Genomic DNA, 14297 nt, shown 5'->3' with positions numbered 1-14297 from the left:
AAACTTCGCATAACGCTTCCCCTCAGATGCGATGCACGTCGTAAATGGCGACCTCTAATCTACTCCCTCCGGCAAATTTGTATAGCGATTTTGCCTGTCTTGCCGGCCGATCCTCCGGTCCCTTGCGATAGTTATTAGCTATCGATCAAATATGTGCGAAAATCCCCGGCCTTGGGCAGCTCGCAACCGCCGGATCGAGAGAAGATACCGCACGCCGCCTTTGCGGCACCTCCAAAAGCGAGCAGCCAGGTGGGAACGCTGGCCATGGATGAGAGGAACGAACTGCTGGCAAGTTTTCTGCCGCTGCGTCTGCTCGGCAGGCTGTATGGCGCGCGGGGAGAACGTCCTGCAGCCACAGAGTTTCCAGCCGCGGTGCTCTTCATCGATGTCTCGCGATTTACCGCATTGGTCGAACAGCTGGCGCGGCGCGGACATGGCGGGCTCGAAGAAATACCGAAGCTGCTGACCCTCTCCTACACCCGATGCGCGGAACAGATCGGTGCACGCGGCGGCGAGGTGCTTTATTTCGCTGGCGATTCCCTGCTCGCCTATTGGCCGGCCGATCATGAAGGCTTTGTCGGAGCCGTCCGGGCAGCCACGGAATGCACCGATGCAATCTGCCGTGATCGTGATGAACGACCGAAGGCCGCCGCAGGGGAAAAAGAACCGGCGCTGCATTTCGGCATCGGTGCGGGTCAGCTCTGGACCGCCATTGTGGGCGGCGAACCAATCTGGCACCTCGTCGCCGGTGGCGACGCGATCGTCGAGGCGGCCAAGGCGATGGCGGCGGCACGCAGCTGGGAATATGTCCTTTCAAAAGACGCGGCCAATGCCCTGGCGGGCGATACGGCCACAGATACAAAGATTCCGCATCCGGGCGAAAAGAGCAGGGATCGACACCTGCCTTCCCATTGGCTGGCAGGCTTTCTGGTCCCGCAACTGCGTGACGTTGCAGCCGGGCTGGCGCCGGAAGATCATCATGACATGCCGGGGACTGATGTTGACGAAGGGGGAAGGCTGGCGGCGCGGCTGGATGCGCTGGCCGAAATCAGGCCTATTTCAGCTCTCTTCGCGCGGATCTCCGGGCTCGAACACCGTACTCCCCTCGCACTATCGCGCCATCAGGCCCTGTGCGCCTCACTCCAGGAAGCACTGCGTGAGCGAGGCGGTCCACCGGGGGAGTTGTTTTTCGACGACAAGGGGCTGGTCTTTGTCGCGGCCTTCGGCGCGCGCGGCACCTTTCACCGTGACGACCCGCAGCGCGCCGTCGATGCCGCCCGCGCTATTGATGCAATCGTCCGACAGCTTGGCCTGACCGTTTCGATTGGTGTGGCGACAGGCGAAGCGCTCTTTCGTGTCGTTGGAAGCCCGCACCGCAGACAGCTGATGGTTTTCGGCCCACCGATGAACCGCGCTGCCCGGCTTATGACGGCGGTCGCCAACGACATTCTGTGCGATGCCCAGACTGAACGGGCGGCCAGAGGCGGGTTCTCGTTCGATCAGCGCGGCACGCTCCAGCTGAAGGGGCTCGGCGATATGGCGCCCGTGTTTCATCCGCTGGAGCCAAGCCGGGCAGTGTTGCCACCGGCGAGGCCGATTGGTCGTCAACGCGAACTGGCGTTCCTTAAACAGGCATTTGACGAGACGCTTGCCGGAACCAACCGTCTTGTCGTCGTGCTGGGCCAGCCAGGTATCGGCAAAACCACGCTGGTGAATGCCTTCACGGACGATCTGCGCGCAGACGGTATGATGGTGTCGGTATCCCGCGCTGAACGGGACAAACGGCGCACATCACTGCTGGCGTGGCGACGCGTGCTGGAATCCCTCGTCGGTTTGCCGGTGGACGCCGACGGCTTCGAAGTGTTCCAGAATATCCGCATTCGTGTTCAGGATCACCCAGCTATAGTCGAACGCCTGCCGCTTCTTGGCGACGTGTTGGCCACCGAGATCCCTCAGAACGAGGGAACGAAACATCTGGAAGGTGCGCATCGCGCCGATGCGACCATGCGCCTTCTGGGCGAGATAATAGGCGTATCGGCTCCCCGCCCGCTGATACTGGTCCTGGAAGACAGCCAATGGCTCGATTCCGCCTCATGGCGGCTCGTCGAGTGGGTGCTCGGGTCATTGTCGTCACTCCTGATTATCCTGTGTGTTCGTGCGGAGGAGGTGCCGGAGGAGTTGAGAAATCTGCGGCAACGAGCGAGCGCGGTGCCGACGGACATGGAATCGGATGATCCCGCACGGTTCTTCCGCATTCTCGAACTGGCGGAAATCAGCGACGCATCGATCCACGAAATCGTTGCCCGCACGCTCGGCGGCGCGCCGCCACAGGACGAGATAGCCCGCCACGTCGCGGCACTGGCCGGCGGCAACCCGTTTTTCGCCGAAGAGATTTCGCTGACATTGAAGAGTGAGGGCCTGATCGCGGAGCGCAACGGGTCTTGGCAATCCATTCGCCCGCTTGACGACCTGCGATATTTCGAGGGTGTGGAACGGGTCATACGAGAGCGTGTCGATCGTCTGGACGCCGCGGCTCAGGATGTCATCAAGGCAGCGGCGGTGATCGGGCGTTCGTTCACGGGCGCCACCCTCAGGGCACTGCATGGAAATAACATCGATGCCCCGATTCAATCCCTTCTCGCGGCGCATCTCGTGCGGCAAGGTGCCGATCCGGCGGATTATGAATTCCGTCATGACCAGATCCGGGACGTGGTCTACGGCTCCATTCCCGGCGATTTGCGCCATCGGCTGCATGAAAGATTGGCGAGCTGGATCGAACTGAGCCGACCGGACGCAGTGGGAGCCGACATCGCGGACCTCGTTCAACACTTCAATGCCGCCGAAAACTACGAAAAGGCGGTCAAATATGCAGACAAGGCGGCAACAAATGCACTGCAGATCGGCGCTTTCCGGGAAGTTGAGGCATTTCTAGGAATTTGTTTGCAGCACGAGCCCAACCGCCAGCTTTGGAGCGATGAACAAAGGCTTCGATCGGTGCGCTGGCGCCGGCAGATGGCCGAAGCCCATTACAGCCGCGGCGACATCCATGCTCAAGGCGTGGCGATCAGATATGCGCTCAGAATGGCGGGTAAGCCTGTCCCGCGTACTCCCGCAAAAATTCTCATCCGTCTGATCGGCCGTGGCTCGCGGCTCGTAGCCCAACAGGTCTTTCCCCGATCCCAGGATTTGCCCACACGGGACAATATGCCGGATCCGGTCGACTGGGAGAGCGAATTATCCCGTTGCCTGAATCAGGCGGCGATGGTGGATTATTTCGAACTGCGCTTTTCCAGCGGCATGTGCAATCTGGTCGGGGCGGTTATTCACGCGGAGCGCACTGGCGTTTCCGCGGAGATGGCGGTGGCATCCGCACAGCTGGCGTGCGGTCTTGGCATGCTCGGCTGGCGGCGGGCGAGCGCCCATTTCATGGCAAAGGCCGAGAAGGCGGCGGTTGCTCTCGCCGACCCTGCGATCCACTCTCATGTATGTAATCTCGATGCGCTCTGGAGACTTGGACGCTGTGAATGGTCAATGGTCGATCAGCGACTTGATCAGGCGCAAAGCCTTGCGCTGACGGCCGGAGACCAGTTGAGATGGTGCAATGCGCAAGGAATGCGTTTCTGGTCCCTTTATTATCGAGGCGACCAGGCTGCATTGGAACCAACAGCCCTGGCGTTGCTTGCGCGAGCGCAGAATGCCGGCAACATACAGCAAGAAATCTGGGCCCTGCGCTGCAAGGCATTGTGCGTGCTGCACACGGACCGACCGCGTGAAGCGGTCGATATCCTGCGGCTGATAACATCCGCAATGCCCGGCTCGGTCGATCTCGCGGCTCGGATCACGGCCAGCGGCGCGCTTGCGCTCGCACTCGCCCGGGTGGGTCAGTCAGCCGAGAGTGTTGAAGCCGCGATTGAGACACTGCGCCTGCTGCGCGAGATGCCCAGACCGTCTTCTCACAGCATCCTGGTTGGAATCTCCGGCGCGTTGGAAGTGTTCTTGCGCGGGCGCGAAGCTGGTCTTTCTGATCGATACGACCGCTGGGACAATTGGGAGGGACGAGCGCTTCATGAACTCAAGCGTTACAGTAGGGTATTCCCTGTAGGAGCGGCGCAGTTGGGGCTCTGGGTGGGCGTTGCGCATTGGCTGGACGGCCGGAAGGACCGCGCGCTTCACGAGTGGAAGCAGGCTCTCGCTGCGGCACGTCATCTATCATTGCGCAGGGATGAATCCATCATTGCTGCCGAGATCCGGCGGCGGGAAGACTGGTTCTGAGAACCTGACTGACGAATAGATCATTCCAGCCCGAATTCACCACACCGGCGGCGTGGTGATCCACAGCACGCGTGTCCGGCCGTTCGCCAGATTGCGGAACTTGTGCGGCAATGCACTTTCGAAATGGAACGCGTCGCCTTCACCAAGGCGATAGACGCTGCCGTCGATATAAAGTTCCAGGCGCCCTTCGAGGACGACACCGCATTCCTCGCCATCATGATTATAGGGCTCGTCTCCCGAACCGCCCGCCGGCTCCAGCGCGATCTCCATGACCTGAAGCGCGCCCTCGTCATGAACGGTCAGAAACTCCTTGATCATGCCCTTGCTGCCGAAATCGACACTGCGCCTTTGATTGAGCCGGACGATCCGGTGAGCCTCCTGGCTGCCTGTATCGTCCTCGCCGCCGAACAGCGCCTGGACCGGCAGGTCCAGAACCCCGCAAATCGCCCGCAATGCCCGCACCGAGGGCGAAGAGATGCCCCGCTCGATCTGACTCAGAAGCCCGACCGAAATATTGGCGCGATCCGCGACCTGCTTGAGGGAGAGGCCACGCGCCTGGCGCGCCTGGCGCACCGCAAGACCGAGGCTGCGATCCTCCTCGCCATCTTCCTGCGCAACTCTCGGAGCCGGAGCCGTCGAAGAACCTGGAGCTGTCATTAACGATCAGACCTTCTCGTTCACAATATTGAAAAGGCCTTCGATCTCCTCGATGCCGGCCCATTATCTCTCGGATGTTCGGCGATTTTCGGGAGAAACTCGCCCTTTCTGGCAGACTAGCACACACTTCATATCCTGAATTCACGAAAATGAAAAATTTCCGCTTAACCAATTGCAGATGGCAGAAATTTCATTATTGTGAAAATCTGTCAATGATGAATGTAGCTGAGCTAGCCTGTTCTGCTCGCTTCCGAACGAAAACAACGAATCAGACAAGGGGAATTTCATGAAACTGAAACTTATTGCCGCCTGTGCCGCGGCGCTTGTCATGGCGGCCGCAACGCCGGTCTTCGCCCAGGATCCGATCAAGGTGGGTATCACGACGACGGGCGTGCCCTTCACATTCGTCGATACCGCGACGCAGAAGCCGACGGGCGCCATGGTCGATCTGGCGAGCGCGATCGCGGCTGACACGGGTGACAGCGCCACATTCGAAATCACCGCCTTCTCGGCGCTGATTCCCGCCCTGACCACCGGCAAGATCGATCTGATCTCCGCCGGCATGTTCGCGACCGAGGAGCGCAGGCAGGTGGTCGAGTTCAGCACGCCGGTCTACACCTATGGCGACGCGATGTTCGTCGCCGCCGCCAACCCGGAGAACTATACGATCGAAGAGCTGAACGGCGAGACGGTCGGCGCACAGATCGGCACCACATTCGCCGATACCCTGCAGAAACTGGGCACCTTCAGCGAAGTGAAACTCTATGATTCGATCGCCGACATCATGCGTGACGTGAAGCTTGGCCGTATCAAGGCCGGCTTCGGCGACCAGCCCATCATCGCTTACCAGATATCTCAAAACCCCGACCTCGGCATACGGCTTGTCGACGGTTACAAACCGCTGAAACAGGGCGAGGTCTCCCTAGCCGTAGCCAAGGACAATCCGCAGCTTCTGGAAAAGGTCAATGCTTCCATCGCCAAACTGAAGGAAAGCGGCGAACTCGCAAAGATTTTCGCCAAATACGGGCTTTGAACCGAACGCCACGAGAGAGCGCATCCATGCACCGCGTCTCCCCGCCGAAGGATGACCCGCATCGTCGCAAAGAAAGCGATTCATGAGCAAGTTTCTCACGCAATCCGCGGAATACATGCCGCTGCTTCTCAAGGGGCTATGGCTGACGATCGCGGTCACGATCCTCGCCCTCTGCCTGGCGACCGTGCTCGGTCTTGTCTGGGCACTGCTTCGGACCTCCGGCATCCGCGCGCTCGCCGCACCGACACGCGTCCTCGTGGAGTTCGTGCGCGGCATTCCGATCCTGGTCATCCTCTTCTACATCTATTTCGTGATGCCGGAGATCGGTATCGATCTGACCGCCTTCCAGGCCGGGGTGATCGGCCTGGCGCTGACCTATTCCTGCTATATCGGCGAGACGTTTCGCGCCGGCATCGAGGCGGTCGACAAGGGTCAGGTGGAGGCAGCCAAGTCGATCGGCATGAAGCGGCCGCTGATGATGCGTCGCGTGGTGCTGCCACAGGCCTTCAGGATCGTGCTGCCGCCCTATGCGAACAATGTTGTGATGCTCCTGAAGGATTCCTCTCAGGTATCGGTAATCTCGGTCGCCGAACTGACCATGCAGGGCAAAATGCTTGCGTCATCGACCTTCAACAACATGACCGTGTTCACCCTCGTGGCATTGCTCTATCTCTGCCTGACGATCCCCTTGAATTTCGTGATGCGCCGCGTCGAGATCGCGATGGGGAAGGCCCCATGATCCGTTTCGACGACGTACACAAATCCTTCGGCAGTCATCAGGTGCTGAAGGGCGTCACGGCCGGGATCGGCAAGGGCGAGGTGGTGTGCCTGATTGGACCATCGGGCTCCGGCAAATCGACGCTTCTGCGCTGCGTCAACGGACTTGAGACCTATCAGAGCGGCCGCATCGCGATCGACGGCCAGCCGGTCGACGCGGAATCCTCTGGCATTCATGATATCCGCACCCGGGTTTCGATGGTGTTCCAGCGCTTCAACCTGTTTCCTCATCGCACGGCTCTGGAGAACGTGATGGAGGGACCGCTCTATGTGCTCAGGCAGGATGCGGCCGAAGTGCGTGAAAGGGCGGTGGCGCTGCTGACGCGCGTCGGGCTTGCCGACAAGGTCAATGCGTATCCCGGCTCATTATCGGGCGGGCAGCAGCAACGCGTCGCCATTGCCCGTGCGCTTGCCATGCAGCCACAGGCGATCCTCTTCGACGAACCGACCTCGGCGCTTGATCCCGAAATGGTCGGCGAGGTGCTGCAGGTGATGCGTGCGCTCGCCGAGGAGCACATGACCATGCTCGTCGTCACGCATGAGATCCAGTTCGCGCGCGAAGTGGCCGATAGCGTCCTCTTCCTCGACGGTGGCAGGATCGTGGAACAAGGGCCGGCCGGCGAGATCCTGCGCAATCCAAAGCACGAGCGTACACAGGACTTCCTGCGCCGCGTGACGCATCCCGTATAAACGACAGGTCACTTCTCATGCTCGACCCTGCTTCTTCCCTCTGGGCCGCCACCGCCGATCCCGCGCCCGCGACACCCGCGCTTGAAGGAGCCCACACGGCCGATGTGGTCGTGATCGGCGCTGGCTATACGGGCCTGACTGCAGCGTTGAGCCTGACCGAGGGCGGCGCATCGGTGATCGTCGCCGATATGGTCGGCCCCGGGTTCGGCGCCAGCGGACGTAACGGCGGACAGGTCATTCCGGGACTGAAGCTTGACCCGGACGTGCTCGACGCGGTCTTTGGCGAGGCGACGACGGATTTTGCCGGCCGCACCGCCGATACCGTCTTTTCCCTGATCGAAAAGCATCGCATAGAATGCGAGCCGATCCGCCAAGGCTGGATACAGGGTTCCGTCAAGAAATCGCACCTGCCCACGCTCGAAAAGCGCATGCTGCAGTGGCAATCGCGCGGCGCGCCGGTCGAGATGCTGGACGCACAGGCTATGAAACGCAGGACCGGCGGCATCGGCTTTGTCGGCGGCTGGATCGACATGCGGGCCGGCAGTATTCATCCGTTGAACTACGCACGCGGCCTGGCGAGCGCCGCGCTTGCCGCCGGCATAAAAGTTCATGGCAATAGCGAAGCGACAGAACTGAAGCGCAACGGCTCGCGCTGGGCGGTCATGTTCAGCAACGGAGCCAAAGTCGTGGCCGACAATGTCGTCATCGCCACCAATGGCTACAGCAGCTCTCTATGGCCGGGGCTAAAGGCGACGGTGATCCCGGCCAACAGCTTCCAAATCGCCACCGCGCCACTCGACAGCAATCTCCTGGAGCGCATCCTGCCTGAAAGAAGCGCTGTCTCCGACAGCCGCCGCGTCGGCAATTATTTCCGGATCGGGCCGGGCGATCGGCTGATGATGGGTGGACGCGGCAGCTTCTCCGATCCGCGTTCGCCTGCGGATTATCACCGCATTGTCGGGGCTCTTCACGCATTCTTTCCCGAGGTCCGCTCCGTATCGCTGGAATTCCGCTGGACGGGGCGCGTGGCGATGACCCGGGATCACCTGCCGCATATTCACCAGCCGGCACCCGGCCTCACGATGGCGCTTGGCTATAACGGGCGCGGCGTGGCGATGGCGAGCGCGTTGGGCACAGCGATCGGTGCCCATCTCCTCAATTCGACGGTGAACCCGCTGCCCCTGAAGCTAACCGATATCAAGCCGTTGCCGCTTCACGATCTGCACCCGATCTATGCATCCGCCATGATCGCCTACTACCGGCTGCGGGATTCCCTCGAAAGCTGAGTTGACCCGTTCGGAGCACTTCTCCTCGTCAACAATATAAGCCAATCACGGACAATTGCTTCCGTCTCGCCATTCACCGTTCGTTCAATCGAGACAAAGAATTACCCGCCTGCGCAGGACCTCGAGACAAAAGCGATACTTAAAGCCTGCATCGAGACGCGGGCCACCTTGGCGGAGCTGCGAGTCTCGTGACAACTCATCCCCAATCAGGCGGTGCTAATCAGCTCAATCCCTCTACTCGAGGCCCAAGCCAGCTCGGAAATCGAGAACATCGTCACCACGACCAACCGGTTGTTCCGCTTCGCCAACAATAGCGACGGTCAGGCCGATCCCGCGACCAAGGAGGCACTGCGCTATCGCACGGCCTTGCATCGCGGCTTCGAGATGCTAAAGCAACGCCCGCTCTCGACTGCCATCGCTGTTGAGGCCTGCCGCACGATCAAGGGCGTTGATCTCGATATCCGCGACACGCCCGGCACCGCGTTGATGAACGATGCGACGGGCACCGTGATCTATACCCCCCGGAAGGAGCGGACCTTCTGCGCGCGAAGCTCGCAAACTGGGAGCGCTATATCCACGCGGCCGAAGAAACGGATCCGCTGGTTCGTCTTGCCGTGACACACTATCAGTTCGAGGCCATCCATCCCTTCGTCGACGGCAACGGCAGAACGGCACGCGTACTGAATCTGCTCTATCTGGTAGACAAAGGGCTGTTGGATATCCCGGTGCTCTATCTTAGCCGGCACATTATTCAGAACAAGGCGCTCTATTACAGGTATCTGCTGGACGTCACCACCGGAGGAGCCTGGGAGCAGTGGGTGCTGTTCATGCTGGACGCGGTCAGGACGACGGCTCAATGGACCACCGCAAAAATCCACGCCATCCGCGACCTGCTGGAACAGACGGGTCACACGGATGCGGTAGAGCCTGCCGAAAGTTTATTCCCGCGAACTGGCCGAGTTGATCTTCGTGAACCCCTATTGCCGGATTAGCGACCTGGTCGAGTCCGGCGTGGCCAAACGCCAGACCGCCGCCGTTTATCTCAAGGCACTGACCTCGGAAGGGTTTCTGCAGGGAATGAAGGCCGGACGCGAGAACCTTTATGTCAACCCTGCTCTGCTAGCGTTGTTGTCAGATCGTGGTCAGGCAACTGCCTGGCCACATTGATGTCTGATGCAGGCCATACCGGCAGCTCATGCAATTAGAGCGCCGTATAGCCGCATCCCATCTCCGAGTTGCATCGGTCTAACCGCCGGCACGCCAACCCTCGCGAGCTTCTCGAAGAAAAGCCGTTCTTCGGCGAGTTTGCGACAGTCGTGCCTGTCGCGCGGTGATGGGGCGTCGAGGTGCGCTTTCAGCGCCAAGCCCTCTGCCCCAAGCGCGCTTTGATAAGTTCGATGTTGTGGCGGATGAGCGAGATGATATCCGGGAATTCGCTGCGGCGTAGCGCCTTGGTGAGCTTGACCCGGATGGGTCGGCATCTTGAAAGCCTCAGTTCAGACGCTGGCCGCTATCAGCCGCAAAGAGATGGATATTGGCGAGGTCCGGGCGAACGTGGATCGTTGCACCCGGAGAGAGGGAGACGCGCTCACGGAAGATGCCCGTGACCTGCGTTTCGCCGAGCTTCATCGTCACCTGAGTTTCCGAGCCCATCGGCTCGACAAGCACGATCTCCGCTGGCACGCCGTTGTCGTCGTCTGGCACAAAGTGCTCCGGTCTTATGCCATGGACCACCTCCCGGCCGCGGAATTCATATGCCGCTTCGGGCAGCGGCAGAAGGATGCCCGGCGCAGCAAACCCTTCAGCAGTGATCGTGCCGGTCAAAAAGTTCATCGCCGGCGAGCCTATGAAGCCGGCCACGAACTGGTTCGCCGGCCTATCATAAAGATCGAGTGGCGCACCGATCTGCTCGACGCGGCCGCCATTCAGCACGACGATCTTGTCGGCCATGGTCATGGCCTCCACCTGGTCGTGGGTAACATAGATGGTCGTAGTCTTGAGTTTCTGATGCAGGCTCTTGATTTCGCCGCGCATGACGACGCGCAGCTTCGCATCAAGGTTCGAAAGCGGCTCGTCGAACAGGAAGACCTGCGGATTGCGAACGATGGCGCGGCCCATGGCGACGCGCTGGCGCTGGCCGCCGGAAAGCTGACGCGGATAGCGGTCGAGCAGATGCGACAGGTCGAGGATATCGGCCGCCCATTGCACGCGGGCCGCGATTTCTGCCTTGCCGGTCCCGCGATGCTCCAGCGAGAAGCCCATATTGGTGGCAACGGTCATATGCGGATAAAGCGCATAGTTCTGGAACACCATGGCGATATCGCGATCCTTGGGGTCGAGGTCGTTGACCACCCGCCCGCCGATCTTGATTTCGCCGCCGGTGATGCTTTCCAGTCCTGCAATCATTCTGAGAAGCGTGGACTTGCCGCAGCCGGACGGGCCGACCAGCACAACGAATTCGCCGTCGTCGATGCCGAGATCGACGCCGTGGATGATGTCGACGGCGCCATAATTCTTGCGGACACGGGAAAGGGTAACTTCAGCCATTAATCAGATTTCCGTTTCTTCAGCCCTGGTTTTTCAACCTTTGAGACCGGTATGCGCGAGCCCTTCGACGAACTGCTTCTGCGCGATGATGAAGACAATGAGTACCGGTAGTGCCGTCAGCGTGGCTGCGGCGAGCTGGATATTCCACATCGGTCCGCCATAGGCATCTGTGTATTGGGTCAGCGCCTGCGGCAGCGTGAATTTGTTGGCGCTCGACAGGAACACGATCGGCTCGAGGAACAGGTTCCAGGAATGCAGGAAGGTGAAGATCGCCACCGATGCCAGCGCTGGCTTGGCGAGCGGCAGGGCGATCTTGCGGAAGATCTTGAAACGGCCGAGGCCATCGACGCGCGCGGCCTCTTCCAGCTCCGCCGGCAGCGTAACGAAAAACTGCCGCATGACGAAGGTGGCGAAGACGCTTGGTGCGCCGAAGATCGGCACCAGGATCAGCGGCCAATGGGTGTTGACCATACCGGCCTTCAGGAACATCTGGAAGAGCGGCACGATCGTCACTTCCGACGGGATCAGGAGCCCGAGCAGCACGATCATGAAGATCGTGTTGGCGAAAGGAAACCTGATCCTCGCGAAGGCGTAGCCGGCCATGGAGGAGACGACCATCGTGCCTGATGTCACGATCGCGGCGATATAGGCCGAATTCCAGTATTGCCGCACGAAGGGCTGCAGCTCGAAGACCTTCGAATAGGTTGTCCAGTCGTAGCTCCGCGGGATGAGCTGCGGCGGAAAGGCGAAGATATCGCTGATCGGCTTCACTGATGAGGTCACCATCCACCAGGTCGGGAAGACGAAGGGGATGAGCAATACGCACATCACCCCGTAGAGAACGGTTTTCAGACGCGGGGAGAGCTCAGCTTTCATAAAAGACGATCCTCTTGCGCATCTGCCATTGGGCGAAGGTCAGCACGGCGACAATCACGAACAGCAGGATCGACAGCGTCGAGCCGTAACCGAAAAGATGAAACTGGAAAGCTTGCTGGTAGAGGTAATAGACCAGCACCGTCGTCGACATGCCCGGCCCGCCCTGAGTCAGAACCGCGATCTGCGCGAAGACCTGCAGCGACCCGACGATAGTGATGATCGAGGTGAGCAGGATCGTCGGGCTGATCAGCGGCAGGGTTATGCGGCGGAACTGCCTGGATGCCGGCGCGCCGTCGATGCGGGCGGCCTCATAGAGCTCGTTCGGTACGCCCTGCAGCGCGGCCAGGAACAGGATCATGTTAAGGCCGACATTCTTGAAGACCTGCACGACGATGACCGAAATCATCGCTGTCGTCTCCTCGCGCAGCCAGTTCGGCCCTTCAATGCCGAAGACCTGCAGCATGCCGTTGATGCCGCCGTTCTTCTGCAGGAGAAAGCCCCAGACAATCGTCCAGGCGACGAGCGACACCACAACCGGCGAGAAGAACAGCGTGCGGAAAATGGTTATGCCGGCGAGCTTCTGGTTGAGCAGTACCGCCAAGAGCAGCGCCAGCGACAGGTTCAGAACGACGAGACCGGCGGAAAAGATCGCGGTCGCGCCCAGCACTTCAACGAGGTTCGTATCCTCGATCAGCATCCGGTAGTTCTGCGCGCCCGTATAGGTAAAGGTATTGGCGAGCACGTTCCACTCGTGCAGTGAATACCAGAAAACCAGCCCGAGCGGGATCAGCACGAAGACGATGATGCCGATCACCTGCGGGGCAATGAAAAGGAACCCGGCGAGGCTGTCGCGTCGGGCAATCGTCCAGAACGGCGATGAGGAACGGCTTTCCGGACGAGCATGATCTTGCGCGACAGCCATCGTCCGTCCCTCAGCGCTTCAGGAGCGGGCCGATCTGGCCGCAGATCTTCTGGAGCGTGCCGGCGATATCCGCATCGGGACGCCAGACGGCATCGAGGCCGGAACGCACTGCCTGCTGGATCTGCGCAAAACCCGTATGACCGGGGATGACCTTGCCGGTCTCGATGCCGGAGATAACGACCTTGTCGATCTGCTCCTGGCTCAAGAGCGGGTTGGTCTTCTTCAGCACTTCGGCGTTCAAGAGCGACTTGCGGGCCGAGGGGAAGAACTGGCTGAGCTTGGCCGAGTTTTCGGGGTTCGTCATATAGGCGACGAATTCAGCGGCCGTCTTGGCGTTCTTGCCCGCCTGCATGACGCCGATGCCAGCCTGGCCGATCAGCGCATAGTCACCGGCTGGCCCCTTCGGCAGCGGTACGAGATCCCACGAGAAGGGATTGTCCTTCGGCAGCAGCGAGGCACGGCTGATCTGGGTGATGGTCATCGCCGCATTGCCGGCGAAAAAGTCGATGTTTTCGCCAGGCCCCGGGATCGCCTTCTTCTCGAAGATCGCGTCATGGATGAAGGTCAGTGCGTCGACCATCGGCTTTTCGGCCATCGTGCAGGTCTTGCCGTCGGCACTCCAGGGGGATGCTCCCCAGCCGTCCCACACAGAGGCGACGTTCTGCCACATCTGGTAATTGAAGTCGCGGACGATCAGGCCGCCCTTACCGGTCTTGCCCACGGCGGACGCGGTCGAGATTGCCTGTTCCCAATCCCACTGACCCGCCGCGATCAGCTCGGCCGGGGTCTTGGCGCCGGCCGCCTTGATGAGATGATTGTTGACGAAGACGCCGAAGGGCGAGGTCGAGAAGGGATAGGCGTAGAGGACGCCGTCCTTCGACCAGCGCTCGGTGGCCGTCGCGCTCACTTCCTCCAGATTGTAGCCGGGGCTCGCCTTCAGCGTATCGGTGAGCGGGTAGAGCGCACCGGAATTGACGAAGTCATAAGCCGCCGTTTCAAAGATCCAGGCCATATCAGGCGCATTGCCGCCGGCGATCTGTGTGGTCAACGCGGTGGTATAGGTATCGAACGGCAGCGATTCATAGGTCACGGTGACGTTCGGGTGATCCTTCTTGAAGCCGACGGCGATCTCGTTGAAGAGCTTCAGATGCGCCTCGTTGGCGCTCCATATGGTCATGCGCAGGTTAACGGCATCCTGTGCGTTGGCGATGCTGGCCCAGCCGAGCGGCATCGCGAT

At 60.6% G+C, this 14297-nt stretch carries 13 protein-coding genes; 8 read left to right on the top strand and 5 right to left on the bottom strand.

Going from position 1 to position 14297, the window contains the following annotated elements:
* Nucleotides 1-249: 249 nt before the first annotated feature.
* On the top strand, nucleotides 250-4272 hold the full coding sequence (locus ATN84_RS22115) for an AAA and adenylate/guanylate cyclase domain-containing protein (protein WP_161939612.1): 4023 nt from the start codon (nucleotides 250-252) through the stop codon (nucleotides 4270-4272).
* A gap of 36 nt (nucleotides 4273-4308) precedes the next feature.
* Here ATN84_RS22115 and ATN84_RS22110 read toward each other — a convergent pair whose 3' ends face one another.
* Entirely contained in the window at nucleotides 4309-4929 is a 621-nt protein-coding gene (locus ATN84_RS22110; protein ID WP_068884670.1) for a helix-turn-helix domain-containing protein, read from the bottom strand.
* A gap of 286 nt (nucleotides 4930-5215) precedes the next feature.
* Between ATN84_RS22110 and ATN84_RS22105 the strand changes: the two genes are divergently transcribed.
* From ATN84_RS22105 to ATN84_RS27895, 7 genes are all read left to right on the top strand, one after another.
* Nucleotides 5216-5962 (top strand): substrate-binding periplasmic protein, encoded by a 747-nt coding sequence (locus tag ATN84_RS22105; RefSeq protein WP_068884669.1) that lies wholly within the window; start codon nucleotides 5216-5218, stop codon nucleotides 5960-5962.
* An 82-nt stretch (nucleotides 5963-6044) separates the two neighbouring features.
* Nucleotides 6045-6701 carry an amino acid ABC transporter permease gene (locus ATN84_RS22100; RefSeq protein WP_068884668.1) on the top strand — a complete coding sequence of 219 codons (657 nt, stop codon included), beginning with the start codon at nucleotides 6045-6047 and terminating at the stop codon, nucleotides 6699-6701.
* A complete protein-coding gene (locus ATN84_RS22095; RefSeq protein WP_068884667.1) occupies nucleotides 6698-7429 on the top strand; it encodes an amino acid ABC transporter ATP-binding protein in 732 nt (243 codons plus the stop codon). Before ATN84_RS22100 ends, ATN84_RS22095 begins: the two co-directional genes overlap by 4 nt.
* A 17-nt stretch (nucleotides 7430-7446) precedes the next feature.
* Nucleotides 7447-8715 (top strand): NAD(P)/FAD-dependent oxidoreductase, encoded by a 1269-nt coding sequence (locus tag ATN84_RS22090; protein ID WP_068884666.1) that lies wholly within the window; start codon nucleotides 7447-7449, stop codon nucleotides 8713-8715.
* Between the two features lie 198 nt (nucleotides 8716-8913).
* Complete coding sequence (locus ATN84_RS27905; protein ID WP_280139619.1) at nucleotides 8914-9333, top strand: Fic/DOC family N-terminal domain-containing protein; 420 nt, start codon at nucleotides 8914-8916, stop codon at nucleotides 9331-9333.
* Nucleotides 9255-9707 (top strand): Fic family protein, encoded by a 453-nt coding sequence (locus ATN84_RS27900; protein WP_342027698.1) that lies wholly within the window; start codon nucleotides 9255-9257, stop codon nucleotides 9705-9707. Before ATN84_RS27905 ends, ATN84_RS27900 begins: the two co-directional genes overlap by 79 nt.
* Nucleotides 9685-9882, top strand: coding sequence for a hypothetical protein (locus ATN84_RS27895; RefSeq protein WP_342027697.1), 198 nt, complete (start codon nucleotides 9685-9687; stop codon nucleotides 9880-9882). The genes ATN84_RS27900 and ATN84_RS27895 overlap by 23 nt, the downstream gene beginning before the upstream one ends.
* 324 nt (nucleotides 9883-10206) lie before the next feature.
* On the opposite strand, the gene ATN84_RS22080 is transcribed toward ATN84_RS27895, so the two are convergent.
* The 4 genes from ATN84_RS22080 to ATN84_RS22065 are packed head-to-tail and all read right to left on the bottom strand — an operon-like array spanning nucleotide 10207 to nucleotide 14291.
* Nucleotides 10207-11262 (bottom strand): ABC transporter ATP-binding protein, encoded by a 1056-nt coding sequence (locus ATN84_RS22080; RefSeq protein ID WP_068884665.1) that lies wholly within the window; start codon nucleotides 11260-11262, stop codon nucleotides 10207-10209.
* Nucleotides 11263-11295: 33 nt separating this feature from the next.
* Nucleotides 11296-12138 carry a carbohydrate ABC transporter permease gene (locus ATN84_RS22075; protein WP_068884664.1) on the bottom strand — a complete coding sequence of 281 codons (843 nt, stop codon included), beginning with the start codon at nucleotides 12136-12138 and terminating at the stop codon, nucleotides 11296-11298.
* Nucleotides 12128-13060 carry a carbohydrate ABC transporter permease gene (locus ATN84_RS22070; protein WP_068884663.1) on the bottom strand — a complete coding sequence of 311 codons (933 nt, stop codon included), beginning with the start codon at nucleotides 13058-13060 and terminating at the stop codon, nucleotides 12128-12130. Before ATN84_RS22070 ends, ATN84_RS22075 begins: the two co-directional genes overlap by 11 nt.
* Nucleotides 13061-13070: 10 nt before the next feature.
* Complete coding sequence (locus tag ATN84_RS22065; RefSeq protein ID WP_425287442.1) at nucleotides 13071-14291, bottom strand: ABC transporter substrate-binding protein; 1221 nt, start codon at nucleotides 14289-14291, stop codon at nucleotides 13071-13073.
* Nucleotides 14292-14297: the final 6 nt, after the last annotated feature.

Origin of the sequence: Paramesorhizobium deserti, from assembly GCF_001558695.1 — a bacterium.
Classification (GTDB): domain Bacteria; phylum Pseudomonadota; class Alphaproteobacteria; order Rhizobiales; family Rhizobiaceae; genus Paramesorhizobium; species Paramesorhizobium deserti.
Note: the sequence above shows the minus strand (reverse complement) of the source record. Positions and strands in the feature narration are given on the sequence as shown.

Bases quoted from the DNA above. Each gene is read 5' to 3' on its own strand.
- ATN84_RS22110 (WP_068884670.1), bottom strand. From the start codon at position 4,929: ATGACAGCTCCAGGTTCTTCGACGGCTCCGGCTCCGAGAGTTGCGCAG.
- ATN84_RS22105 (WP_068884669.1), top strand. From the start codon at position 5,216: ATGAAACTGAAACTTATTGCCGCCTGTGCCGCGGCGCTTGTCATGGCG.
- ATN84_RS22100 (WP_068884668.1), top strand. From the start codon at position 6,045: ATGAGCAAGTTTCTCACGCAATCCGCGGAATACATGCCGCTGCTTCTC.
- ATN84_RS22095 (WP_068884667.1), top strand. From the start codon at position 6,698: ATGATCCGTTTCGACGACGTACACAAATCCTTCGGCAGTCATCAGGTG.
- ATN84_RS22090 (WP_068884666.1), top strand. From the start codon at position 7,447: ATGCTCGACCCTGCTTCTTCCCTCTGGGCCGCCACCGCCGATCCCGCG.
- ATN84_RS22080 (WP_068884665.1), bottom strand. From the start codon at position 11,262: ATGGCTGAAGTTACCCTTTCCCGTGTCCGCAAGAATTATGGCGCCGTC.
- ATN84_RS22075 (WP_068884664.1), bottom strand. From the start codon at position 12,138: ATGAAAGCTGAGCTCTCCCCGCGTCTGAAAACCGTTCTCTACGGGGTG.
- ATN84_RS22070 (WP_068884663.1), bottom strand. From the start codon at position 13,060: ATGGCTGTCGCGCAAGATCATGCTCGTCCGGAAAGCCGTTCCTCATCG.
- ATN84_RS22065 (WP_425287442.1), bottom strand. From the start codon at position 14,291: ATGCCGCTCGGCTGGGCCAGCATCGCCAACGCACAGGATGCCGTTAAC.